17 protein-coding genes are annotated in these 25,820 nt (G+C 35.2%); 7 read left to right on the forward strand and 10 right to left on the reverse strand.

What is annotated here, in order from left to right:
* Positions 1 to 222: 222 nt before the first annotated feature.
* The 3 genes from ACXVYO_RS09135 to ACXVYO_RS09145 all read right to left on the reverse strand — a co-directional run bounded on the left by ACXVYO_RS09135 (position 223) and on the right by ACXVYO_RS09145 (position 7,320).
* On the reverse strand, positions 223 to 4,464 hold the full coding sequence (locus ACXVYO_RS09135; protein WP_458466777.1) for a S8 family serine peptidase: 4,242 nt from the start codon (positions 4,462 to 4,464) through the stop codon (positions 223 to 225).
* A gap of 380 nt (positions 4,465 to 4,844) precedes the next feature.
* Positions 4,845 to 5,486, reverse strand: coding sequence for a response regulator (locus ACXVYO_RS09140; RefSeq protein WP_458466778.1), 642 nt, complete (start codon positions 5,484 to 5,486; stop codon positions 4,845 to 4,847).
* Position 5,487: 1 nt separating this feature from the next.
* The gene (locus ACXVYO_RS09145; RefSeq protein WP_458466780.1) at positions 5,488 to 7,320 is read right to left on the reverse strand and encodes a GAF domain-containing sensor histidine kinase; all 1,833 of its coding nucleotides are present in this window, start codon (positions 7,318 to 7,320) and stop codon (positions 5,488 to 5,490) included.
* Between the two features lie 353 nt (positions 7,321 to 7,673).
* Between ACXVYO_RS09145 and gerKA the strand changes: the two genes are divergently transcribed.
* Genes gerKA through gerKC form a run of 3 tightly spaced genes read left to right on the forward strand, consistent with a single transcriptional unit; the run spans position 7,674 to position 11,368 of the window.
* Positions 7,674 to 9,176, forward strand: a complete 1,503-nt coding sequence (gene gerKA, locus ACXVYO_RS09150; protein WP_458466781.1) for a spore germination protein GerKA — start codon at positions 7,674 to 7,676, stop codon at positions 9,174 to 9,176.
* On the forward strand, positions 9,157 to 10,263 hold the full coding sequence (locus ACXVYO_RS09155) for a GerAB/ArcD/ProY family transporter (RefSeq protein ID WP_458466782.1): 1,107 nt from the start codon (positions 9,157 to 9,159) through the stop codon (positions 10,261 to 10,263). Before gerKA ends, ACXVYO_RS09155 begins: the two co-directional genes overlap by 20 nt.
* Complete coding sequence (gerKC, locus tag ACXVYO_RS09160; RefSeq protein WP_458466783.1) at positions 10,244 to 11,368, forward strand: spore germination protein GerKC; 1,125 nt, start codon at positions 10,244 to 10,246, stop codon at positions 11,366 to 11,368. Before ACXVYO_RS09155 ends, gerKC begins: the two co-directional genes overlap by 20 nt.
* A 33-nt stretch (positions 11,369 to 11,401) precedes the next feature.
* On the opposite strand, the gene treC is transcribed toward gerKC, so the two are convergent.
* From treC to treR, 3 genes are all read right to left on the reverse strand, one after another.
* Positions 11,402 to 13,063 carry an alpha,alpha-phosphotrehalase gene (gene treC, locus ACXVYO_RS09165; RefSeq protein ID WP_458466785.1) on the reverse strand — a complete coding sequence of 554 codons (1,662 nt, stop codon included), beginning with the start codon at positions 13,061 to 13,063 and terminating at the stop codon, positions 11,402 to 11,404.
* Positions 13,064 to 13,076: 13 nt separating this feature from the next.
* Complete coding sequence (gene treP / locus ACXVYO_RS09170; RefSeq protein ID WP_458466786.1) at positions 13,077 to 14,504, reverse strand: PTS system trehalose-specific EIIBC component; 1,428 nt, start codon at positions 14,502 to 14,504, stop codon at positions 13,077 to 13,079.
* A 140-nt stretch (positions 14,505 to 14,644) separates the two neighbouring features.
* Positions 14,645 to 15,355, reverse strand: a complete 711-nt coding sequence (gene treR / locus ACXVYO_RS09175) for a trehalose operon repressor (protein ID WP_000987245.1) — start codon at positions 15,353 to 15,355, stop codon at positions 14,645 to 14,647.
* Between the two features lie 449 nt (positions 15,356 to 15,804).
* Here treR and ACXVYO_RS09180 point away from each other — a divergent pair, with 449 nt between their 5' ends.
* Positions 15,805 to 17,202 (forward strand): amino acid permease, encoded by a 1,398-nt coding sequence (locus ACXVYO_RS09180; RefSeq protein ID WP_458466787.1) that lies wholly within the window; start codon positions 15,805 to 15,807, stop codon positions 17,200 to 17,202.
* A gap of 31 nt (positions 17,203 to 17,233) precedes the next feature.
* Here the strand turns inward: ACXVYO_RS09180 and ACXVYO_RS09185 are convergent, their stop codons facing one another.
* Together ACXVYO_RS09185 and ACXVYO_RS09190 are read right to left on the reverse strand one after the other, a co-directional pair.
* The gene (locus ACXVYO_RS09185; protein WP_458466788.1) at positions 17,234 to 18,937 is read right to left on the reverse strand and encodes a putative bifunctional diguanylate cyclase/phosphodiesterase; all 1,704 of its coding nucleotides are present in this window, start codon (positions 18,935 to 18,937) and stop codon (positions 17,234 to 17,236) included.
* Between the two features lie 495 nt (positions 18,938 to 19,432).
* A complete protein-coding gene (locus tag ACXVYO_RS09190; protein ID WP_458466789.1) occupies positions 19,433 to 19,774 on the reverse strand; it encodes a cobalt transporter in 342 nt (113 codons plus the stop codon).
* A gap of 540 nt (positions 19,775 to 20,314) precedes the next feature.
* Between ACXVYO_RS09190 and ACXVYO_RS09195 the strand changes: the two genes are divergently transcribed.
* The 3 genes from ACXVYO_RS09195 (at position 20,315) to ACXVYO_RS09205 (ending at position 24,752) form a co-directional block, all read left to right on the forward strand.
* Positions 20,315 to 21,844, forward strand: coding sequence for a cardiolipin synthase (locus ACXVYO_RS09195; RefSeq protein ID WP_458466790.1), 1,530 nt, complete (start codon positions 20,315 to 20,317; stop codon positions 21,842 to 21,844).
* A 127-nt stretch (positions 21,845 to 21,971) separates the two neighbouring features.
* On the forward strand, positions 21,972 to 22,865 hold the full coding sequence (locus ACXVYO_RS09200) for an ATP-binding protein (RefSeq protein WP_458466791.1): 894 nt from the start codon (positions 21,972 to 21,974) through the stop codon (positions 22,863 to 22,865).
* Between the two features lie 3 nt (positions 22,866 to 22,868).
* Entirely contained in the window at positions 22,869 to 24,752 is a 1,884-nt protein-coding gene (locus ACXVYO_RS09205) for a vWA domain-containing protein (protein ID WP_242242611.1), read from the forward strand.
* 39 nt (positions 24,753 to 24,791) lie between these two features.
* Here ACXVYO_RS09205 and ACXVYO_RS09210 read toward each other — a convergent pair whose 3' ends face one another.
* The gene (locus ACXVYO_RS09210; RefSeq protein ID WP_458466792.1) at positions 24,792 to 25,214 is read right to left on the reverse strand and encodes an NUDIX hydrolase; all 423 of its coding nucleotides are present in this window, start codon (positions 25,212 to 25,214) and stop codon (positions 24,792 to 24,794) included.
* Positions 25,201 to 25,743 carry an orotate phosphoribosyltransferase gene (pyrE, locus tag ACXVYO_RS09215; RefSeq protein WP_458466793.1) on the reverse strand — a complete coding sequence of 181 codons (543 nt, stop codon included), beginning with the start codon at positions 25,741 to 25,743 and terminating at the stop codon, positions 25,201 to 25,203. The genes ACXVYO_RS09210 and pyrE overlap by 14 nt, the downstream gene beginning before the upstream one ends.
* Positions 25,744 to 25,820: the final 77 nt, after the last annotated feature.

Below are 25,820 nucleotides of genomic sequence, written 5' to 3' on the forward strand. Positions count from 1 at the left end.
CACAAGTCCCCCTATTTTTAAAGTTCAAACTACAAACCTTATTTCCATCCCACAACGAAAGCGAACTAACTTTAAACTAGTCACTTCATGTACCTAAACGAATATTACTTTTAAAATAACCGGTAATGTTACCGTAAATCATTACCGGTCATTTGTTAGCTAATCTCATTTCATTTACTATTCATTGTCTGATTGCATTATTTACTCTAGAAGTTTGTCCACTTATTTTTTGGGTTCTAAGCCAATAGAGCGTAAGATTTTATCTAATGTCACTGGCCCTACATTTTCTTTCGGTTTCTGATTTCCTTTAGCATCTGGCCCCTTTTTCAAGAAGTTTTTCTCAATAAAACGAATATCTATTTCATCTACAACACCATCTTGATTTATATCTCCATCTTTTACAGATACTTTTCCTTTTCCATACGATAAAGCTGCTATTCTAGCATCTTGAATATCTACCATTTTATCGCCGTTTACATCACCTGCAAGGTTATCATCCATGTCAGCTCTAAAGTTTTGTCCCACTAATTCACCGTCTTGCATCTTCCCTATTTTTGTTGTTAATTTACTATTTAGATGACCTGGCATTTCTACGAAAATATCATATTCTTTATCGCTTACTGGAACACTATGAATCTCAAATTGCCCATTTTCATTAATCGTTCCTGTATATTTCTTTCCATCCTTGCCAACTGCGTACACCTTTGCTCCTAGTTTTGTATAGTCTTTCTTACCTAAATACCCCTCTTCATTCAAGAAAGCTTCCGGACCAATATATCCTGTAACCGTTGAATGTTTTGAAACAATAGCAAAAGGTTTATCTTTAAACACAGGAATCTCATTGCCTTCTGTTGCACCAACTTTTGTATAAGAGAACTTATCTACTCCAAATGCAGTTAAATCATTAAAGTATTCATCACTCGTCATCTCGAATGTAACATCTAAAAATGGTGTATCTCCATCTAATCCTTTAAATTCTTTTCCTTCCAATGACGCGCCAACTTTCACCTTGTTTTCCCAAGCTCCTTCTTCACTTATCTTTGGATCTTCTAATTTAAAGTTCAGTCCATGTTGTTTTACATATTCCGTAAGTGCTGGATTTGGTTTCACGTCTGCAAATTTAAATAACTGCTTGTAATAAGGAATTTCAAATGTACCTGACATAAGCTGTTTTACATTATTAAGATTCAAAGTTAACGTAATTTTTTCACCCAATTTGATTTTATCTTTATCATAAATTGGAACAGCGTATTCCGTCCCTTCTTTTACAAAGACATAATCTTTATATCCAGTTGCCATATTCCCTGCAGTTGCGAGGTCATATCCAAATAATTTTAAATTTAACGGCTCATTTATTTCCTCTGGAAGTACTCCAAATTTAAAATCACCATTTTCTTGAATTGTATTCAACCAACCTGATGGGAAGGCTGAGTTTTGATAATATACAATTTGATTAGCCTTTTGATCATACTGCAAGCCTTTTGCCTTTAATGCATCTACTGTAGAATCATAAATATTACCATGTACCCATAATGCTCGCTGTCCGTCTTCTTCTTTAAACATAGAATCATTGACTTCATGTATACCAGGTTGTACATCCTTAAATTTCATTTCAGGTATTACATTATCAATGATAATGCTATCGCCTTTTGTATAAGATTTTCCTTCTTTATCATATCCAACGAAGTTCAATTCATAATCTCCCTCAGGCAACAGAACAGGTTTATCCCCAATTGGGTGAGCTGGATCTCCTGTGAATGGAAGTACATACCCTCCCATACCAGAAAACATCATATATTCAACATTCGGTGTTAGACTACTTGCATTAAGTGTACCAACGACCCCTAATGCCTTTCCTGTCTTTCGATCCTTCACAACTGCATCAATGGTTTCAAGAGGACTATTTAATTTAAATGTCAGCGGTGAACTTGGTCTTTCCATAAATGGATGGAATTTAGACGCATCTGTTGCCATTGCATCTCTCAGTAAATCTACAGATTCAATCCCCTTTTCTGTGAACTTCACTGCAAACGGCACTTGATATACTTCTTTTTCATTATTTTTATTTGAAATATGAATATATCCCTCATATCTACCGAACTCAGCGTTTTCTGGAATGGTAATTTCAGGGCTAATTTCCCCTGATGTACCAGGAGCCACTTTAATAGAATCTTGTACGTTTAGCTTCACACCATTCTTCGCTGCATCTTGCACACCTACACTTGTAGATGAAAACTCTACTTCTAATTTAAACTCTTTCCCTTCTGTTTTACTGCTATTCTTAATTAGGACTTTTCGACTATCTTTAATAGGTCCATTTCCCAATTGATTTTTATACCCGAATGCAATAGAACCTGTTTTTTCTTCAATTTCTACTTCTTCATCATTTACAACGTTTGATGTTTTATCAATAACCTCGATAGCTGTATCTGCATGAACCGCACGATACGCATCAATTCGACCTGATCCTACTTCAAATACAGAGCGCTCTTCTTTTAAGTCAACCGCGGTATTCATAAGCGCTTCTTTTACTTCAAAAGGACTATAGTTTGGATGCTCTTGTAAAATGAGTGCTGCTACCCCCGCAGTATGAGGAGTTGCCATGGATGTACCTGACATACGTCCATACGCTACCGGATAATTTTCTCCATCCTTTGGATCATTAATATATTCAGGAACAGTTGAGAAAATAGACACACCTGGCGCCACAATATCCGGTTTAATATCATCTGTTTTCGTTGCAGGACCACGAGAGCTGAAATCAGCTAAATGATCTCCCTCTGTTTTTATATTACTAAGCTCACCGAATGTTAAAGCCACATCCCCTTGGGCAGCTTTTGCTTGTAATTTCTCACCATCTACTCTTGTTAAGCGGAACGATGGAATAGATGAAGTGCTTTCTCCAAGATAACTTGTGATTTCACCATCAACATTGTTATATACAATTACAGCCTTTGCACCTGCTTCCTTTGCATTCTTAATTTTTTCATCAAATGTAATCTCACCGCGTTGGATAAGAGCTATTTTTCCTTTTACATCTTTCCCTGTAAAATCACCTGATTTCCCAAGCCCTGCATATACAACCGATAAGGATTGACCTTTCAAATCTTCAATCTTATCAGTAAAGCTTTTTCCAAGTAGCATCATCTTATCCACATGTAAATCACCTGCATTAGCGGAAAACGTTGGAATAGTCATCGCAGCGTCACTTGCCCCAACTGTAATTGGAAGTGCCGCCGCACTAGGTGCTCCAAGAGTACCTTCACCTGGACCGCTATTACCTGCAGCTACTACTGTAACAACACCAGATAACATGGCATTATTCACTGCCACAGAAGTAGGATATAAAGGATCATTAATAGCCGCACCTAATGATAAATTGATAACATCCATATCGTCTTTCACTGCTTTATCAATCGCAGCAAGGATACCACTTGTTTGACCACTTCCATACGGCCCCAATACACGATATGAATATAAATCTACATCTGGAGCAACGCCCTTAACCGCATAATCTACGTTATTCTTTTTGTCTGCAGAAATTGTCCCCGCTACATGAGTACCATGGGATGTATAATATGCACTTCCATCATAAAACTCAGGATAGCCTCCAGAATTTTGCCAATCCTTATACGTTGTCTCCATCGGATCAGCATCATTATTAACAAAGTCCCATCCCTTTATAGAGTTTGGATCAATTTTGCTTGGATCTTCACCTTGCTTTGCACGATATCCTTTATATGCATCTTTTAAATCAGGGTGGTTATAATCAATACCTGTATCCAGTACCCCCACCTTAATTCCTTTACCTGTTATTTTTTCATCGTGTAGCTTGTCCACACCAATTTGTGGTACACTATCTGCCATTTTTGGCTCGACACTCGCCTTAGCTGTTTCTTTCGGCAAATCAATTTTGACCTCACGATCTTCCCATACACGCTTAACAATACCAGTACGAACTAAGTCTTCAATCATATTTGCTGGTAACGACATTGCTACCCCATTAAAAGCATTCTTATATTCTCTTGTTATTTTGGCAGATTTAAAATTCGTCCCTTTGTCTTTCTTCTTTTGAAGCTGTTCAAGCTCTGCTTTAAATCCTTTATGTGATGCCTCTACCTTTTGTTCCGCATTTGAAAGAGCTAACTTTTTCCCTTTAGCTGCTTCTTTTAACACCTCAATTTTGCTAGGTGCTTGCTTAAATTCTACAATTACATTCACATTATCAGGGCTAGCTGTATTGATTCCTGGTGAAATAACAAAACCTGGTTTTGTATCTAACGTCTTCAAAGCATTACGTTGTTCCTTTGTAAGTCCTTTCAATACGGTATTTGCATCATCAATACCCTTTAAAGCAGATTCATTTACCCCTTCTGCCAATACGTTATATGGAATTCCTTGAGACAATAGCATACCAACCGTTAGCGTTCCAATAAGAATCTTTCCAAATTTCCCTTTTCTCATATTGCATCTCCCCATTAGTAAAATTTTTTTGAAACAAATTGATTCTTACATTCCCATTTAGCATTGAAAATTCTATTAATCTTAAAGCTTTATTTCATATAATTAAGAATTTCCAACACTACTACCATCCCTACACTTCTCACTATAATTTTCTATAAAAGCCCCCCACAATTTATTTTCAATAACAAATTTTCATAAAATGGATTATTAATTGGGTTAAACTATAATTCTGTTTTTATTATTTCACAATCTGACTTTTCTGAAAATTGGACAAAAGGAGTATTTTTGTTCAATTGATTCGAGGTCTACATAGTACAAAAGAACTATCACATCCCTTATTCTTTGTAATATAGAATAAAGAGACACGATAGTTCTTTTAATTAATCCAACGGAACCAGATGATTTCGAACTGCATAAATCACTGCTTGCGATCGACTTTTCACATTTAGTTTTTTAAAAATTTTATTGATGTGAATTTTAACTGTTTTATCACTAATATATAGAACTTCAGCAATTTCTTTATTACTAAGTCCTTTTACTAATTCAAAAAGAATTTCCTTTTCACGTTCCGTCAGTTCATTTTCATTTGATTCTACTTTCATTTTTTGCTGATGATATGTAATCAATTTTTTAGTCATACGCGGATGAATAACCGAATCACCTCGATATAACATTCGAATCGCTGTTACTACCTGTTCCGATGATGAATCCTTCAATAAATAACCATCAGCACCGGCCTGAAGTGCATCCATTAAATACTCATCATGCTCATACATTGTAAACACAAGTACTCGGCAATTCGGATATTTTTTTTTCACTAACTCTGTAGCTTCAATTCCATTTTTCCCCGGAAGATTAATATCCATCAAAATACAATCTGGTCCGCATTCTTCTACTTTTCCCAATACTCCATCCCCAGAGCTAGCTTCTCCAACCACTTTCATATCAGATTCATCCTCTAGTATGCTCCGAATTGCGTCCCGTAAAAAAGCATGATCATCTACTACTAATATTTTAATCATTTTACGCACCCCTTGTTTGTGAATCTGGAATTAACAGTGTAATTTCTGTCCCTTGCCCTACAGAACTATCAATCTGTAAAGTGGCCCCTAATTGTTCAGCTTGTTCATTCATATGTAATATACCATAATGTGGCTCATTCTTCGTTTTAACCATAGACTCAAATAATGAAAAACCAACTCCATTATCCTTAACCCTTAAAAGCACGTGCTCACTTTGATAGCTAAGTAAAACATCAGTCTTTTCTGCTTTTGCATGTTTTACAATATTTTGCAAACTCTCTTGTAATGTATCAAAAATAACCCTTTCTTTTGAAAAACTAAGCGCACGTGCATGACCCCTTTCATGATATGTAATATCTAGTTCATATTCTTGTTTTAAAAATTTTATTTTACTCGCTATCGCCTGCTTAAGCCCTAATTGTTTTGTCGGATATGGTTTTAAAGCATAAATAGAATAGCGAACTTCTCCTAGGCTTCCTCTTAAATCTTTTATACTTTTCTCAACTACTTGTTGCATATCTATTGGTTTATCACGGTATTTTTTCTGCGCGGATTCTAGTTGGAATATTACCCCGGCTAATGTTTGTGCAATACCATCGTGAATTTCTCGTGCGATTCTATTTCTTTCTTCTAAAATCATTCTTTTTTCCTGTTCAGAAATCAATATCCTTGTTTTAACTACGTTAGCTAATTGGTTAGAAAATGTAGCTAACGACTGTACATCTTCCGGAAAAAAACCTGCAGTTCTACTTTTCCCTGCAACAAACATTCCGACTAGTTCATCATTTACAATAAGAGGAAAATATACAAGTGAGCGTATGACACTATCAAATATTTCATCTCCAGGAGCCGTACCAATTTTCCAATCATTAAATACTAGATTTTTAGAGAGTCCCTCGAATGCCCCTAAATTTTCCGAATGGTCAGAAATATCAAAGCGGACTTTCCCATCTTTTAATAGAATATTCCAGTTCCCATCATCTTTTGTCCATATTACATATGCTTGTATGCCAAAAAAACCTTTAAGTGCTTGTTTAATATGCTTTAAGTTTCCTCCCGTTAATCCTCGACTAATTTCGGTCGTAATAAGAAATAACTCATATAATCGTTCCTTCTCCATCCTTATCCGTATAGAAAAAGAACTAATAATTGAAGCTGCTACAAGTGGAAAAAAGAAGAACAGTACTGTAACTTCGTTTACTTCGACACTATATGTACTAATTAATACATGCATCAGTGCTGCATAAGAGAAACCAAAAGTTTCGCAAAGAAATACAGTTACAGTTTTTTTATACCACTGATAGATTGAATATGGTTGCGGAAGGAGTATCATTAACAAATCGTAAAAGCGGTTGTTGAAAAAACAAAAAAACACGCAAAATAATAACAAATATATTAAATTTTCATATAGAACTGACATATCTATCTTGTTAATTAATAAGGACATACATTTATTTGAAAACCATTCGGCCAAGATCAAACTAAGCGCATGCTGAGTACTATTAAATAACATTCTTTGTATCGGCGAACGACGATGCAGGTGAATAATTAGTGTTACGAGTACAATAGCAATAATAGTTATATGGATTCCAAACTGCCAACTCATAGCGTAAATTATCGGAAAGGTGAGCGAGCTAGTTCCTCTCCAAAATCGTACAGGAAAATACTCTGCAATCCCCATAAATATTAATAACAATATTAATATCGTTGGATAAGAAGGGATTTTAATTTCAAGTAAAGATATAGTTATAGTAATCAAACCAAGAAAAGAAATGAAATAAAGATAAGAACTAGCAATCTTTTCTCTCATAAAGATAGAATTTACATCCTTCAAAACAACCCCTTCTTTCTTTATAAAACTTCATTTTCTCTATTATCCAATAAAAAACCGGCACTGGCAAAATGGAATAACCTCCACTAGCCAATCACCGGTTGTGTACTGTACCTAAAAAGGCAAGACACAATACTAGTATTATAAATCGCTTTGCTTAAATTTCCTATTCATCGAATGATGTAATTATACATACCGCTAGGTTTACCACCTTATAGTACAAAAGATATATATTAATATCTCAAATATATACTTTCTTTCCATCCCCCCTACTTTTTCTAAATAATCCAAGCATAAATTTCTCACAAAAAGCAAAAATTAACAGAAGTAACTTTATTCTAAAAGAGGTGGAAATTATGGCAGAGCAAAAAGGACAACAAGAGAGTAAAAACCAAAAGCATATGTTTCCATCACTTCCGGAAAATATTAATTACATTGAAAATAAGCTCTGTCACTCAGATGATATAAAAAAATTAGATGTCCCTTTTCAAAATGGAAAAGGAACGATTATATATATTGAATCTTTAGCAGATCCAAATCTAATTCATCAATTGGCTCTTGAGCCATTGTTAACACGGTCGGATTTATCTTTAGATAAAGCTTTTTCTACGTTAAATATGAAAAAAGAAACGAATTTGAATTATGGGATACAGCTTTTATTACAAGGAAAATCCTTATATTTTCATGAACATGTCGACAGTTTTTGTATTTTCGAAACGGCTTTATCTTTAAAGAGAGATATAACAGAACCAGATAATGAAGGTATTGTTCGTGGGCCACATACTGGTTTTGTAGAGGATCTAGCAACTAATTTAGCTTCGATTCGTAAACTCATAAAGAGTCCAAATATCGTCGTTAAATATTTCACACTTGGTGAAGAAATGCACACGAAAGTGGCAATTGCTTATATGCAAAACATAGCGAATGACGATTTAGTTGTAGAAGTAAAAAGAAGATTAGAAACGATTAAAACAGATGCACTCATGCCTCCAGGATACATACAAGAATTTATAGAGGATACATCTTTCTCACCCTTCCCGCAGCAATTAAATACAGAGCGCCCAGATAGAGTCGCAGCAAATTTAATGGAAGGACGAGTTGCTATTTTATCTGATGGAGATCCTACAGCGCTCATCGTACCTGTAACACTCTTTGCTTTCTATCAATCACCAGATGATTATAATAATCGCTGGATTGTCGGTTCTTTCATCCGAATGATTCGCTTAGTAAGCTTTTTAATTGCCTTTCTTTTACCAGCTTTATATATTGCAACTGTCGCTTTTCATCCTGATGTGTTGCCGCTCGAACTCGTGTATACAATTAAAGCTTCATTAGAAAAAGTACCGCTTCCTCCTATTTTTGAAGCGCTCTTAATGGAGCTAATTTTCGAGTTATTACGTGAAGCTGGTATTCGTCTGCCGAGCCGCGTTGGACAAACGATCGGTATTGTAGGTGGTTTAGTAATTGGGGATGCGATTGTAAAAGCTGGACTCGTTTCTTATACAATGATCATCGTTGTAGCTTTAACTGCCATTGCGTCTTTTCTCGTTCCATCAAACGATATGAGTTCAGCTGTTCGAATTCTTCGTTTTCCATTAATGCTCCTTGCTGCCATATTTGGATATGTTGGAATATCATTCGGTCTAATTATAACTTTCGTTCACCTATGTCAGCTTCATTCTTTTCATACACCATATCTTTCTCCTGTTGCCCCGATGCGGATTAAAGATATGAAAGATTCTTTCGTAAGACTACCAATTTGGTCATTTTGGGAAAGACCACATGATCCAAAACCGAAAAAAATGCAGCGCCAACATGTAACGAGAGAGGATGAGGACGGTGACAAACACGCAAAGTAAAATCACGCTAGTTCAATTTACCTTTTTCGTTATTCAATGCCAAATCGGAGTGGGTATACTTTCTCTACCGAACCGCCTTCATCCAATTGCTAAAGGTGGTGGGTGGATTTCTGCACTCATCGCTGGACTTGCAATTCAGCTTATTATTTTACTTATGTGGCTTTTCTTAAAACGATTTCCTGATGCTGATATGTACGAAAGTGTTTGTATGCTATTTGGTAATAAATTTGGAAAACTATTAGGTTTTCTTTATGTTTTTTATTTTACTCTTATCGGTATGACAGTTATGTTAAACGCTTGTAATGTCATTAAAGTTTGGATATTACAAGCAACTCCTTGGTCTGCCATTCTCATCCTATTTACAATAGCTTGTTGTTATGTAGCTTATAATACATTTAAAGTCATCGTACGATTTTATGTCATGGCCTCTATTCTCATTTTACCTATGGCACTTTTAATTGCCCTCGGGCTTTCCCGGGCTGATTTTTCTTATATTTTTCCCATTACAGAGGCTGGATGGTGGAATATTATTCAAGCATCGAAAGAAACAATTACAGCCATGTATGGTTTTGAAATTATTCTTATCGCTTTTCCAAAAGTAAACGGGACTGCTGTAGCAAAACTAAAGGCAATTTCTATTGCTAATGGATTTGTAACTCTCTTTTATGCTTTTACCGTTTGGATTTGCTTTATCGTATTTAGTCCAAAGCAAGTTGAGCTTATTCCAGAACCAGTTGCTTACTTATTACGCTCCTTACATATCGGGATTATAGACCGAACCGATTTATTATTCATACCAATTTGGATGATAACTGTTGTAGCTTCTATTGCTAGTTATTACTGTGCCGCCTCTATAGGAATTGGACATATATTCAATCTTGCTAATCATAAAAAGGCTGTTCCAATCGTTGGTATTATTGCTTTTAGTGTAGCCTTATTTATAGATACACCTGAAGAATTAAAAGTAATTTCAACTTTCACTGATAAGTTCACGTATATTTTTATCGTTGTTCTCCCTCTTTTATTTCTACTTTATTCAGTAATAAGAAAGAAGAAAGGAGAACAGTATGTTCAAAAAAAGAGTTAAATTAGCCTTTATATTATGTACTAGTTCCCTCCTTTCTGGTTGTTGGGACCAAGAACCATTAAGGGAGGCAAGGTTAGCTTATAGCATTGGAGCTGATATTACAGAAGAGAATAAACTTCAGCAAACAATCGAGCTCGTAAAAAGTTCAAGCGGAGAGCAATCTTCATTTGAAAATGAAATACATTCAGCAACGGGGCATAACATAATGGATACAAGCGATGCCTTAAAAAAAAATGTGACTGGTAATATTCGCTATTTCAAATATGGTGTTCAATTACTCGGAACCAAAATTCTAAAAAAGGGTATACTACCCTATTTAGATGTCAGCTTTCGAGACCCAACAAACCCAACTGCTTTAGTAAAACTTATTGCAGTAGATGGTGAAACATCGGAGATACTCGAAAAAAAGAAAATAGGAAATTTACTAATTGGAGATTTTCTACAGAAAAAAGTGAAAAGCTTAGAAGATATGAGTGTATTTCCAAAAGAAACTTTAGAAACAGCTGCTACAAAAATGTTAGATCCCGGTAAAGACTTTACCCTCCCTTCTATAAAAATAAAAGGAAAAGAAGTAGTTACAAACGGGTTAGCTTTATTTAACAATGATAAATTAACTGGTCATTTACCTTTGAAACAATCTGTTTTATTCGTATTATTAACTGGAAAAATGGGAACAAATGCCCGTATAATCCAGAAACTTACTAGTGATGAATCAGAGAAGACATCTGATTATTTAGCAATAGAAATTAGCAATCGAAAGTTAAAACGAGACTTAAAAATAACAACAGATAAAAAAGGAAATGTTTATGCTCACATTAAGCTCCAACTAAAAGTAATAGTACTTGAAGCCCCAAGAGATAATATTTATAAAATGGACGCCAGAAAAAAACTAAATAAGGAATTATCAAAGCAACTTACGAAAGAAGCGAAAAAAATAACAAACAAACTACAAAAAGCAAATTGTGATGCTTTCGGAATTGGTAGACATCTCATTGCTTATCACCCTGACTTATGGAAGAAAAAAAATTGGAATAAAGATTATGCAAAAGTAAAATTTAAGCCTGAGGTAGAAGTAAGCATTTTGTATAGCGGTGTCTTAAAATAAAAAGGTTGTATGCCGCGTGGGCATACAACCTTTTTATTTCGTATATCGATAGACAATGGATTCATATGGTCTTAAGTTAAGTTTTGTAAGATCCTTGCTGGAATCTTTATAATTCGACAGTAGTACTTCTTGTTTCATTCCATCTAACTGAACATGGGCTGGTACTGAATACGTTATTTCTTCTCCGTAGAAGTTATTGATCACAAGCAGCACTTCACTCTCTGTAGTACGAGTATATGCCCAAATTTTAGGATGATTTTCATCTAAAATAGCATACTCTCCTTCTGTAATTACATCATATGTTTTTCTAAGTTCGATTAACTTTTTATAATGATAAAATACAGACTCCTTATCTTTTAACGCCTTCTCTACGTTTATTTCTGTAAAGTTTTCAGCCACTGAAATCCAAGGTGTACTTGTTGTAAAACCACTGTTCATCTCTTCATTCCACTGCATCGGAGTACGGGAGTTATCACGAGATTTTTGTTTTAAAATCCCGATAATCTCTTCTTTTGATAATCCTTCTTCTCGCTTTATATTGTATATATTTAATGATTCTACATCGCGATATTGCTCAATGGATTCGAATTTAGGATTCGTCATACCGATTTCTTCGCCTTGGTAAATGTAAGGTGTGCCCTGCAACATATGCATAGCTGTCGCTAACATTTTTGCAGATTCATTTCGGTACTTTCTATCATCACCGAAGCGTGACACAATACGAGGCTGGTCATGATTACACCAGAATAATGCATTCCATCCTCCGCCCTTTTGCATTTCAATTTGCCAATTAGACATAATCTCTTTTAATTTAATGAAATCAAAATCTGCTTGCGTCCACTTGTCTCCATTCGGATAATCTACTTTTAAATGATGAAAACTAAACGTCATACTTAATTCATTGCGCTCAGGGTTTGAATATTTTATACAGTTATCAATTGTCGTAGATGACATTTCTCCAACTGTAATCACATCTTTCCCTTCAAAAACACTTTGGTTCATCTCTTGTAAATATTCATGAACACGCGGACCATCTGTATAATATTTACGGCCATCGCTTGTCGCCGTACTTCCGTCATCATTTAAGAACTGTTGATCTTTTGAAATTAAATTAATAACATCTAATCGGAATCCAGTTACCCCTTTATCTAGCCAAAAACGCATCATATCATATACTTCTTCACGAAGTTTTTCATTCTCCCAATTTAAATCTGCTTGCGTCTCATCAAATAGATGTAAAAAATATTGCTCTGTCTCCTCATCATATTTCCAAGCAGACCCGCCAAACTTAGATTGCCAATTATTTTTTTCATCACGCCAAATATAGTAATTACGATATGGACTATTTTTATCTTCCTTCGCTTCCTTAAACCACTTATGCTCCGTCGAACTATGATTTACAACGATATCAAGCATAATTTCAATGTTACGTACCTTCGCTTCTTCTAGAAGCTCTTCAAACTCTTCCATCGTTCCGTAAGATGGATCAATGCTGTAGTAATCACTTACATCGTATCCATTATCATTTTGTGGTGATTGGTATATCGGTGTTAACCAAATATAATCTACTCCGAGTTCTTTTAAATAATCTAGTTTCTCTGTAACCCCTTTTATATCACCGGTTTCTTTATTGTAATAGCTATTAAAGCTCTTCGGATAAATTTGATAAACTACACTTTTATGCCAATCCTTCATGTTCAACTTCCTCCTACTTCTGTTTTACTCGTTTTGCAAATAACCACGTTAACGTAAATGGGATGGCAACTGCGATAATCATTCCGACAATAAACATTGGAATCGATTTCGGAATGATAGAAATAAATGCCGGTAATCCGCCAATTCCGATGGCAGGTGCTAATACACCATTTAACGTAATAAATATAGCTGCAGTAGCCGATCCTATAATTGCTGCATAGAACGGGAATTTATTTCGTAAGTTTACACCAAACATAGCTGGCTCTGTAATACCGAAATATGCTGAGATTGCGGATGTAGATGCCATACTTTTATCATTTTGATTTTTAGAAATCCAGAACATCGCAAGCGCTGCACTACCTTGCGCAATATTAGAAAGGGCGATCATTGGCCAAATGAATGTGCCACCGTGCTGTGCAATTAATTGTAAGTCGATAGCAATAAACATATGATGCATACCTGTAATGACAAGTGGTGCATATAATGCTCCAAACAATACTGCTCCAACTACTGGTACTGTTTCATATACACCTACTAATCCAGCTGTTAATAAATCTCCAATATGACGTGTAACTGGACCAATAATTCCTAGTGCTAATACACCTGTTACGACAATCGTTGTAATTGGTACAACTAATAATTGAATTGCATTCGGTACATGCTTCTTCAAGAAAATTTCCACTTTACTTAATACGAATGCTGCTACTAAAACCGGTAAGATTTGACCTTGATACCCTACCTTTTCAATTTGAAATAACCCTAAAATATCGAAGTACTCAATCTTTTGTCCATCTAAACCAGTCGCTGCTTTTCCGTAATCCCACGCGTTTAATAAGGCAGGATGTACAAGCATTAATCCCATAACAATCCCTAATATCGGACTACCACCAAAACGCTTCGTTGCTGACCAACCGACAAGTGCTGGTAAGAATACGAATGCTGTATTCGCCATCATATTAATTAAATCCCAAAGCCCACTTAAGTTTGGATACACATCTAATAAATTTTTACCTTCAAAAAATAAGTCCTTCGCTCCTAATAGATTGTTAATTCCCATTAGTAAACCAGCTGTTACGATTGCTGGTAATATCGGCATAAATACATCTGAAAATACTTTTACAAACTTTTGAGCTGGATTTAACTTTTGGTTTCCAGAATCTTTTACGTCAGCTACTGTCGCTTCCTTCATACCTGCAAGCGTTATCAATTCAGCATATACTCGATCAACATCTCCTGGACCGATTACAATTTGAAATACCCCAGCGTTATGAAACGCTCCTTTCACTAATGAAATAGACTGCAATTTATCTTTATCTATTTTACTTTCATCTTTTAAAGCGATACGGAGTCTCGTTACACAGTGTGCAGCTTGTTCAATATTGTCTTTCCCACCAATATACTGCAACACTTCCTCTGCAGTTTGACGATAGTCTTTCCCCATATTCCCGTCCCTCTTTTCTTTTTTTGATACCGTTTACAATTACATATTAACTCGTATATATAAGTTAGTCAACACTCGTATATACGAGTTTGTGATTTTTTTATAAAAAAAGAGATGAAACAATAGTTTGTTCCACCTCTTTACTTCCTCCGCGCCACATCCGAAAAATGAAAAATATCTAAACGATGGCGTGATTCTGTATATTCGAACTGACTTCCATCATAAAAATGCGTAAAGTTTTTCACGACAACAACATAGTCTGTTCCATTTAAATCTAAATACTTTCTATCGTCCTCTGTACATGACTGTACTTCAATTACTCTCTGTGAGTAACTAATATGAAGACCTAGTTCTTTCTCAATGTATTTATAAATGGACTGCGCTGCAATTTCACTCGTTAATCCAGGAATATATTCCGATACAAAATGATTGATATCCAAAATTACTTTTTCTCCATCAATATTCCGTACGCGTTTAATATGATCTATTTCTGTTTTCTCTTTCACATTTAATAGCTTTGCAACCTCTTTTGTCGCTTTTACTTTCTCCATTTCCACGACTTCTGTAATACAATGGCGTCCTAAACGTTCATTTTCTTCTTGAAAGCTTACAATGCCACCAAAGTTGAATTCAATGTTTTTTCGCTTTAAAACAAAAACACCTTTTCCATGTATTTTTTGAACATACCCACGCTCTTGTAATAAATCTACAGCTTTTCTTACAGTACCGCGGCTTGCTTCATACTGCTTCATTAATTCAGTTTCTGATGGGATTTTGCATCCCTCTTTTAATTGTTTATTATCAATTGACTTGCTGATTTCTGTATAAATTTGTTCATACTTGCTCATCATCTACAATAGCCCCTTGTCACCTTCTAATTCTATATGTATTATACCACGCTACACTCTTCTGCCAATCTCTCACTTATTTTCCAGTATAGGAAAAATACAGGTAAATATTTAATCTCTAAAACGCATTTTTATAAAAATTTTTATATTTTTCTTTTCATTCAAAAAAACATGTAGTATACTAACTTCAAAATCAGAGGAGAAAGGGAGCAAAGAACTATGCTTACTTATACAACAATTGTAGTTACATTTGCACAAAAACATCATCATCATACGTAACCCTTGAAACCTAGCGGAAAAATTACGCGTAGGTACAAGGGTTATTCCCGTTGTACCTACGTTAGGCGAAGAGCCATGTAGGTATTTTTTATCTACATGGCTCTTTTTTTATTGCCAAAAAGCTAGTAAAAAATGATGTTTAAGCAAAACTTACTACAAAGGAGTTAACAAAAATGGAAACGAAAAAATGGGGATTATGGATTTTAACAGCTTTTGTGATCGGAAATATGGTTGGCGGTGGCGTATTTATGCTTCCAGCAAATTTAGCACAAGTATCAGGTCCAATGGGTTCTACACTTGCTTGGAGTATTACAGGTCTTGGCGTATTTATGATTGCACTCGTATTTGGAAATTTAGCAATTCGAAAACCAGAATTAAAAGCAGGACCACAAAGTTACGCTCAAGCAATGTTCCCTTCAAAAAAAGCGGGAAAAGTTGCAGGATACAGTATGGCATGGGGATATTGGGCTGCAAACTGGGCTGCAACCGCATCTGTTATTATTTCCTTTGCTGGATATTTATCAACATTCTTTCCAGTTTTACAAAGTAAGCAAATTCTCTTTTCAACGAACGGATTTTCACTAGAACTCGGAAAAGGATTAACTTTCCTCGTATGTAGCCTTATGTTATGGGGAATTCAATATATTCTTTCTCAAAATATTGACCGAGCTGGAAATATGAATCTTCTTGCTACCATTGCAAAGATTATCGGATTTACAATGTTTATTGTAATCACATTATTCATTTTCAATGCCTCTAATTTCGGAGACGGTCAAACATTTATGAATGAAGCAGGACAATCCATTTCGTTAGGTGGACAAATCAATTCAGCTGCTATCGCAACACTTTGGGCATTTATCGGTATTGAATCTGCAGTAATGCTTTCTAACCGTGCAAAATCTCAGCGTGATGTAAAAAAAGCTACCATTTTCGGATTAATTATCGCTCTTCTTATTTACATGTCAATTACTCTACTTACAATGGGAGCTCTCTCACAAGATGCTTTAAAAGAATCTCAAAAACCATTAGTAGACGCGTTAAATTTAGCAATTGGCACTAAAGGTGCATATATCATGGCTTTACTTGCACTTGTATCTTTATTTGGATCTACAGTTGGCTGGATCGTTGTTAGTTCAGAAGTACCTTACCAGGCAGCAAAGAATGGACTTTTCCCTAAATTTTTCGCGAAAACAAATAAAAAAGGTAGTCCTTCAAAATCATTATTTATTACAAATGTGATGACGCAAATTTTCTTATTCTCAACGATTTCTGGTACTGTGTCAGAAGCTTATAATTTCGCTATCGTTGTAGCAACATTAGCTTATTTAATTCCATACCTTGTTTCTACGCTGTACCAATTCAAATTGGTTATTACAGGAGAAACGTATGATATAATGCCTGGCTCTCGAATAAAGGATGGGATTATTACTACATTAGCATTTGTATACTCTATTTGGGTTATCAAAACGGGAACCGCTGATTTAAAAACATTCTTCTTAGGAATCGGATTGTTCGTACTAGGTCTTATTCTTTATCCAGTACTAATGAAAAACTCACAAAAAATGAATTAAAAAAAGAGAAGCTACCGGCTTCTCTTTTTTATTAAAAATCTGTAATTAACTTTTCTTTTAACTCTCCTACAGATAAAGGTTTCGCATAATAAAATCCTTGTACATAATCACAACCCATAGATTGTAATAAACTTTCTTGCTCTACTGTTTCTACCCCTTCAGCAACTACTGCTAAATTTAAACTATGGGCAATCTCAATAACAGATTTTACAATCGTTCGCTCTGGCTGTGCATGATCATAATGAAATTCACGAATAAAGTTACGATCAATTTTTACTATATCCAGTGGTAGTTGTTTTAAATAATATAAGGAAGAATAGCCTGTTCCGAAGTCATCTAGAGCAATTAAAATACCCATATTTCTTAATTCTTGTAATGTAGCAATAATATAATCAAAATGACGAACAGCAATACTTTCCGTTATTTCTAAAATTAAACGATTCGGTGGAAATCCCGTTCTCCTTAAAATGCTACGTACAGATAAAATAAAACGCTTTTGCATTAATTGTTGTATAGATAAATTTACAGATAGCTTTAGACCTTCTTCGTAATCTGGCAATGTTTTAAACAAGCGACATGACTTTTCTAATACCCAGTCTCCTAATTTTATAATAAGTCCAGATTCTTCAGCTACTGGAATAAATTCGCCTGGCGAAATAGGTCCTTCTTCTGTCGAACAACGTGCTAAAGCCTCAATACCAGTATATTTCTTCGTTTTCAAATCAATAATAGGCTGCAGTGCCACGTCTAACTCTTCATCACGAATTGCCTTTTGCAAAGCAAATTCAATTTTCATTCTACGATTTATTTTCGCACGTAACTCATCTGTAAAGAAACACGCCGCATTTCTACCTTGTTCTTTCGCACTGTACATAGCTAAATCCGAATTTTTCAATAGCGTTTCCACATCTTGTCCGTCTTGCGGATATGAGCAAAGTCCTAGACTAGCTGAAATGTATACTTCATGCCCTTCAAGCATGAATGGTGCCTGAAAACACGACAACACGGATGTCGCTAACTGCCTCATTTTATCTTGCGTATGATTTTTTGTTAACAGCACAAATTCGTCGCCACCCAGCCTAGCCAGAACATCTTTCTCTCCTAGCACATAATGCAACCGTGAAGCAACTTCGCTTAAAAGTAAATCCCCTATAATATGACCTAACGTGTCATTTACAAATTTAAAACGATCCAAATCAAAATAAATCATACCAAATTCTTTTTTGCCTGCAATCATCTCGTTGACAGTCGTTATTAACTGTAGTCGGTTTGGCAAACTCGTTAAAGCATCATGATACGCAAGCTCCCTATAACGACTTTCGCTTAAACGCAACCTCTGTTCTGCTTCTTTCCTACTACTAATATCATTTCGGATCGCAATAAATTGATATGGCTCTCCTTTTTCATTTAAAAATGGAACAATTGTTGTTTTAACCCAATAATATGTCCCATCTTTTGCTCGATTTCGAATTTCACCTCTCCATACTTTTCCGCTCAAAATACGCTTCCAAAGAACTTGAAAAAATGTTTTCGGGTGATGTCCTGAATTTAAAATACGATGATCTTTCCCTATTAACTCTTCTCGTGGATATTTAGATATTTCACAAAACTTATCATTTACATATGTAATAAGACCATTTCGATCTGTAATCGCAACAATTGAAGACTCATCTAATGCTAACTTTAAATCTCGCAATGAAGAGTCATATAATGCATGACCTCTTTGTTCTAGCATGCGCATCTCTCCTTGCTTCCTATCTGACTAAAACACAACTTGTTTCTTTTCATAGAAATAGAGATATTTCATTTCCTAATAATCGTCCTTTACATAAATCACGTTTTGAAATATGCCGATTAAAATAACATAATATTATTTGTACTAAAAAGCAATATAATACCGTTTCAATTATAAATAGTAGTTTCTGATCGTTATAATTAGCTTACTTTATTATACCTTATTCATTCTCTTACATTCCTTTATAGCTAGCTCCATACAACCACTGTTTCCTACTAATCCCGCTCAAGTTTAACTTCTTTGCTTTACCAGCAAAATAGAAGTTTGAGCACACTATACAACTATTCACGAATAATAATATAAAAATTAAAATTAGTATATATGTTTTTGAATTACAATAATAAAATATTAACATATTTTCACCTTTATTTTGGAAGTATTTTATAAATATATACTTTATTAAACGAAAAAAAGAGGGTAGCCTCTTTTTTTCGTTTAATACGGATATGGCATTTGCTGATAACCTGGATATGGCGTTGGATATGGTGCTGGGTATGGCGCTGGATAAGCTACTGGGTACGGTGCTGGATAGTAGCCTCCACCTGCTGCACCCGTTAATGCACCAGCTGTAAGTCCGCCTAACATGCCTCCAGCAAAACTTCCAGGGAAAAATCCACCGCCCCATGAGCCTCCACCCCAGCCCCATCCGCCACCGTGATGGTGGTGATGATCATGGTGATTGTGTCCGCCATTATGATGGTGTCCTCCATGATTATGATGATGGTGCCCTCCGTGATTATGACGATAATACAATCCATTATTGTCTATATAATTCATGTTTCCTCTCTCCTTTTCCATTTTCTCATCTTAATAGGTATTATATGAATAGTACGGACCTTGTTAATAATCTATATAATAAGAAGAAACCACGTAATACGAATAACCATATCCTAAGTTTCATCATGCACCTGCTACAAATCCACGATATGGTTATCCCCTTTCCTATATAAGGGGCAAGGGTTTTGTCCCTCCTACACTGTTTATTAACCAGCAAATAGCGGGATAATAACGTAACAATATACTGTATGTAGGACAAATGCGGAAAGCATGGGGAAACTGCCTATATTTTGTAAAAAAAACAAAACACTTTATAATAAGAATGTCGGATTATACCTTTTTATCCCACTTTAATGGGCAGTAAGACCCCCACCTCAAAATGCAGCGAAAGCAAAGAATTTAGGTGGGGGATCAACTGCCCATAAAAGTCCGATTGGTTCAACTAATAATCAGTGGGGGGTGAAGAAACCCCCCACTGATTAAAGTTTCACTTTATATAAGAAGTTTATATTTAAGAAAGATTAGAGGAATTTTATAAAAATGAAGAAGCCTATCGTTCAATTATTATCAATATTTTTAATTATATCTATCGTTCTTTTCCTATTAAATACATCGTTTATTTCTTTATATACATTTGTCGGTGCCCTATGGTCTATTACAATCGTAGGAATTTCATTCGTTATTTTTATCGAAAATAGGTCTCCTCAAAGCACCTTAGCGTGGTTTTTAGTATTAGCACTTCTTCCCGTTATAGGAGTGCTTTTATACTCTATTTTCGGTCGTAGCCGTTGGAGAAGAAAAAAACATCTCCATCGTTCAGAAGAACAAAGAAAATTATTCCGTGAAATATTAGAAGGAAGACGACTAGAATTATCACTCACAGTCCCCTTACATGAACGTTCTATACATTTAACAGAAGTCGTACAAAAATTTGGAGGCGGACCTGCCGCAGATAGAACGACGACAAAGCTTTTAACAAACGGGGATCAAACATTCTCAGAAATTTTGCAAGCCATCGACCAAGCAAAACATCACATACATATTCAATACTATATTTATAAATCTGATGAGATTGGTACAAAAGTTCGAGATGCTTTAATAAAAAAAGCAAAAGATGGTATTATTGTACGATTCCTTTATGATGGACTCGGAAGTAATACTTTAAGAAGAAGATTTTTACAACCTATGAAAGAAGCTGGAATTGAAATTGTTGAATTTGACCCTATTTTTTCAGCTTGGTTACTTGAAACTGTCAATTATCGTAACCATCGAAAAATCATTATTGTAGATGGAGAAATTGGTTTTACCGGTGGACTCAACGTCGGTGATGAATATCTTGGTCGTTCAAAAAAATTTCCCGTTTGGCGTGATAGTCATTTAAAAATAGAAGGAAAAGCACTATATAAATTACAAGCAATTTTTCTAGAAGACTGGCTCTATGCCTCTAGTGGTTTAAACAACTATTCTTGGGATCAATTTATGAATAGACAATACTTCCCAGGCAAAGAAATTTCAAATGCAGAAGGTGCTGTGCAAATTGTAGCGAGCGGACCAAGCTCAGATGATAAAAGCATTCGTAATACATTATTAGCCGTTATGGGATCTGCAAAAAAATCGATTTGGATTGCTACACCATACTTTATTCCAGATCAAGAAACCTTAACATTATTACGTTTAAGTGCAATATCTGGCATAGATGTACGCATTTTATATCCTGGTAAAAGTGATAGTATTATTAGTGATCAAGCATCACAATCCTACTTCACCCCACTTTTAAAAGCTGGTGCCTCCATTTATAGTTATAAAGATGGTTTTATGCATGCAAAAATTGTACTCGTTGATGATAAAATCGCGACAATCGGAACAGCAAATATGGACGTACGTAGCTTTGAATTAAATTACGAACTTATTAGCGTACTTTATGAATCAGAAACCGTTCATAATATTAAACGTGATTTTGAAGAGGACTTTAAGCATTCCACTGAAATTAAATGGAACGCATTCCAAAAAAGAAGTATCAAAAAAAGAATATTAGAGTCTTTTATGCGACTCATTTCTCCTTTACTGTAAGCAATCAATGTACTATTGATTGCTTTTTCTTTTCCATTTCCCCTCTCTCCTTTTCTTTGCATACCATATTAAAACAAGTTATCATAAGATGTATTACTTTATGAAAATAATGTTAGGTGGGAAATACATGTTAGAACAATTTCATATACATGCTGATTTAAAACAACAGCTCTCAACCATTCACGAAAAGAATAAACAAGAAGCTGGTGAAAATGCACATTTAATTGGAAAGAAAATATATAAAGCATCTGATAACAGCATTATTGAAGATGCTATTACAGCACTTCTTCTTGGCAAAAACATTCTATTAAAAGGACCAACTGGTAGTGGTAAAACAGTACTAGCGGAAACTCTTTCTTCTTTATTCCAAAAACCAATGCATAGCATTAACTGTTCTGTCGACCTAGATGTAGAAGGTATTTTAGGATACAACACGCTACAAACAAAAGATGGCGCATCTGAAGTTACATTTGTTAACGGTCCTCTTATGAAAGCAATGAAGAGCGGTCATTTCTTATATATTGATGAAATCAATATGGCAAAACCTGAAACGTTACCACTTCTTCACGGTGCGTTAGATTACCGTAAAATGATTACTAACCCGTTTACACAAGAAGTTGTATATGGTGATGAGGAGTATCGTGTAATTGCGGCAATTAATGAAGGTTACGTTGGTACAAGTGAACTAAACGAAGCATTAAAAAACCGTTTCGTTATTATTGAAGTTCCTTACATTCAAGGTGATACATTAAAAGAACTATTATTAGCTGAATCAAAATTAAATGATGTTGCAACAATTGAAAAGTTCGTTGCATTTGCAAGCGATCTTATGCCTTTAGCTCGTGATGGACGTGTAAGTGAAGAGGCAGCAAGTATTCGCGGCATTATCGACGCATGTGATTTAGGTGTATATATTCCTGTTATGCGCGCAATCGAACGTAGTATTATCGCAAAATTAAACGATGAAACAGAACAAATGACTGTCCGTGAATTAGCAGAAAGTTATTTCTTTGAGGGATAATTCATGAGACAAATTTTTAGTGACAAAAAAATTGATGCGTCGCTGTTTCTACAAATGGAAAACTTAATGTATGCTCTTCTAAAAGAAGATGATGCCTACCTTGAGTATGGCTATAAAGCATACTACGACGAAATTGAAAAAAAGGTTGTCATTAGTCACTTTTGGGATGATCGAAAAGAAGAGGATACAGTAATCGGATTAAAAAGCGAAGTGTTTTTAAAGGCACTTGGTAATAAACATTACTCGGACATGACTTTAATTCGTTCTTATGCGATTGAATTACAAGAATCACCCTTAAAAAAGTTTTTAACACAATTATTTGTTCTATTAGAAGATTTACGTGTTGAGGAAATCGTAAAAAACTTACGCCCTGGCACAAAGCATGTTTTTAAAAGAAGAAAAGAAATGTATCGCAATTACTTTGGTTCACAAAATGAAATCAATCGTGTTCGTAACTATCACGGTGATCGTCTATTTTGTCTCTGCTATCTTTCATTAACGAGCGATAAATATGAAATGTTTAATAATGAATATTTCGAGCAAATTGAAGCAATTTTGCATGAAACATTCCAAGCTCGTAATACAGAGGACATTATGTATATCGTTGAAAAAATTCGCTATCGTTTAGAAGGACTTCTTGAAAGTGATATGCTGAACAATTATTTCGGACATGCTCCGCTTTATTTATCTGTCATTGCAGACGAAAAGAACTGTCGTGTTGAAGATTTAGCAAATGATGATACGCAGCTCATAGATGACGATGAAAACAAAAACAAAATGGATGAAAGTTTCTCGACATGGCATCGTGAAAATAAAAACAATGAAAACGAGAACTTTTTACGCTTTGAATTAGAAAGCGGAACAAAAACAAATATGATGGGTGACACTGCTCGTGAATCAGAAGATGGTGACCAAGCACTTGGTTCTGTACAAGGTACTTCTCAAAAGAGTACACAATCCAACTTTGATGGCGCTGATACAGAAGAAGCAAGAGCTTCACACGCTTCTAGCCAAAACGAGGGTGCATACGGCAAGTATAATGTAGGTGCTTCTCATACATTTAAAGAAGCTCGCAAAGCAAATACCGATGAGAAAAAAGATTACCAAGCTATCAAATCAGTCGTTAATAAAGATGTAAAAGAATTAAAGAAAATTATCGAAAAAACGATTGAAAATAAAACGAATGCAAATAGTGATAAATATTACGGAAGACTTCGTAAGAAATTCCTTCGTATTTATACTGAAAAGCAGCCGCGTATGTTTTATAAAAAAGGACAAGAATCACAAGAACTTGACGTTGCATTCCAACTACTAGTGGACTGCTCTGGTTCTATGTATAACAAAATGGAAGAAACGAAAAAGAGTGTGGTCCTATTCCATGAAGCGTTGAAATCTTTAAAAATCCCGCACGCTATTAGCGGATTTTGGGAAGATGCTTCTAGTGCTAAGCCTGAAGATAAGCCGAACGTTATCCATGAAGTTGTAACGTATAAAAACTCAACGTTACCAAACGTCGGTCCAGAAATTATGCAGCTTCGCGAAGAAGAAGATAACCGTGACGGATATATTATTCGTATCGTTTCTGAAAAGCTTGCAAAAAGACCAGAAAAGCATAAATTCTTACTTGTCTTTACAGACGGTGAGCCTTCTGCGCTAGACTATCAACAAGACGGTATTTTAGATACGCATGAAGCTGTCAAACTTGCTCGTAAAAGTGGTATGGAAGTAATCGGAATTTTCATCGAAGAAGGCGAAGCAAAAGAAGCAACTTATCAATTAATGAAGAACATTTATAACCATCACTTCTTAGTTGCAAATCATGCTGAAGATTTACGCCTGAAGATTAAACCACTATTGAAAAAATTACTACTGAAGACGATTGAATAGAAAAACAGGAGCGTTGTCGCTCCTGTTTTTTTCTTTCAATCACTTTGTTTCTGGTTGAAACTTGTATGGAATGGCTACTTCTAATAATGCCCCGAATCCTCCATCGTAGAATGGGAATCGTTCATTTGCGATCGTTCGATCTACCCACTCTATTGCAGAAATTTCTTCTTCATCTTTCGCAATCAGTTCACCTTTTACTACATTGGCTCGGAATGTAAATAGTATCGCATGATTTCCTGATGCTTCAAAGAATTTTTCATTGATCGCAACAAGTCCACCTGCCACGGCTGTTAAACCTGTCTCTTCTTTCACTTCTCTTATTAGTGCTTCTTCTAATATTTCACCTTTTTCAACTGCTCCACCTGGCAATGACCAAACATTTTGTTCTGCATTATGTACCATTAATATTCTATCTGCTTCTTCATCATGTATGAGTGCATATACGACGTCAACTCTTTGCATGTTCCTTTTCTCCTTCAATTAACTCATCCATTGTAAATAAAGAATGTAGTTGTAAGCCATCTTCTAATAAGTTTTCTTTTCCCTCTTTCGTTCGTTCAATTACACCTAGAACATGATGGACTTTCGCACCTAATTCTCTTAAATCTTTCGTGCTTACTAATATTTGACCACCTGTCGTAATAACATCCTCAACAACACAAACATTTTTCCCAGTAATAGCAACGCCTTCTGCTAACTTACATGTACCGTACTTCTTTGCCTCTTTTCTTACAAATACAACTGGTATACCTGTTTGTAAAGATAATGCTGTTGCTACTGGAATTCCTCCCATTTCTAAACCTGCGAGTACTTCTGTATCAGGAGGAATGAGCTCTTTCAACTGTTTAGCAATTTCTAATAACAGTACTGGATTAGATTCAAATAAGTACTTATCAAAGTATTGAGTTGATACTTGTCCTGATCGAAGTTTAATTGTTCCCGTTAAACGTGACGTATTGTAAATTTCCTTTGCTAGCTCCCATTTCTCCATTGTATCTCTCCCCTTTATGCACAAATTAACTCATTCTATCACACTTGTAATTATTTGTATATTCCTAAAATACAAAC

This window comes from Bacillus sp. BC08, from assembly GCF_054326875.1.

Coding starts and splice junctions, on each gene's coding strand:
- ACXVYO_RS09135 (WP_458466777.1), bottom strand. CDS start 4,464: ATGAGAAAAGGGAAATTTGGAAAGATTCTTATTGGAACGCTAACGGTT.
- ACXVYO_RS09140 (WP_458466778.1), bottom strand. CDS start 5,486: ATGATTAAAATATTAGTAGTAGATGATCATGCTTTTTTACGGGACGCA.
- gerKA (WP_458466781.1), top strand. CDS start 7,674: ATGGCAGAGCAAAAAGGACAACAAGAGAGTAAAAACCAAAAGCATATG.
- gerKC (WP_458466783.1), top strand. CDS start 10,244: ATGTTCAAAAAAAGAGTTAAATTAGCCTTTATATTATGTACTAGTTCC.
- treC (WP_458466785.1), bottom strand. CDS start 13,063: ATGAAGGATTGGCATAAAAGTGTAGTTTATCAAATTTATCCGAAGAGC.
- treP (WP_458466786.1), bottom strand. CDS start 14,504: ATGGGGAAAGACTATCGTCAAACTGCAGAGGAAGTGTTGCAGTATATT.
- treR (WP_000987245.1), bottom strand. CDS start 15,355: ATGATGAGCAAGTATGAACAAATTTATACAGAAATCAGCAAGTCAATT.
- ACXVYO_RS09180 (WP_458466787.1), top strand. CDS start 15,805: ATGGAAACGAAAAAATGGGGATTATGGATTTTAACAGCTTTTGTGATC.
- ACXVYO_RS09185 (WP_458466788.1), bottom strand. CDS start 18,937: ATGCTAGAACAAAGAGGTCATGCATTATATGACTCTTCATTGCGAGAT.
- ACXVYO_RS09190 (WP_458466789.1), bottom strand. CDS start 19,774: ATGAATTATATAGACAATAATGGATTGTATTATCGTCATAATCACGGA.
- ACXVYO_RS09195 (WP_458466790.1), top strand. CDS start 20,315: ATGAAGAAGCCTATCGTTCAATTATTATCAATATTTTTAATTATATCT.
- ACXVYO_RS09200 (WP_458466791.1), top strand. CDS start 21,972: ATGTTAGAACAATTTCATATACATGCTGATTTAAAACAACAGCTCTCA.
- ACXVYO_RS09205 (WP_242242611.1), top strand. CDS start 22,869: ATGAGACAAATTTTTAGTGACAAAAAAATTGATGCGTCGCTGTTTCTA.
- ACXVYO_RS09210 (WP_458466792.1), bottom strand. CDS start 25,214: ATGCAAAGAGTTGACGTCGTATATGCACTCATACATGATGAAGAAGCA.
- pyrE (WP_458466793.1), bottom strand. CDS start 25,743: ATGGAGAAATGGGAGCTAGCAAAGGAAATTTACAATACGTCACGTTTA.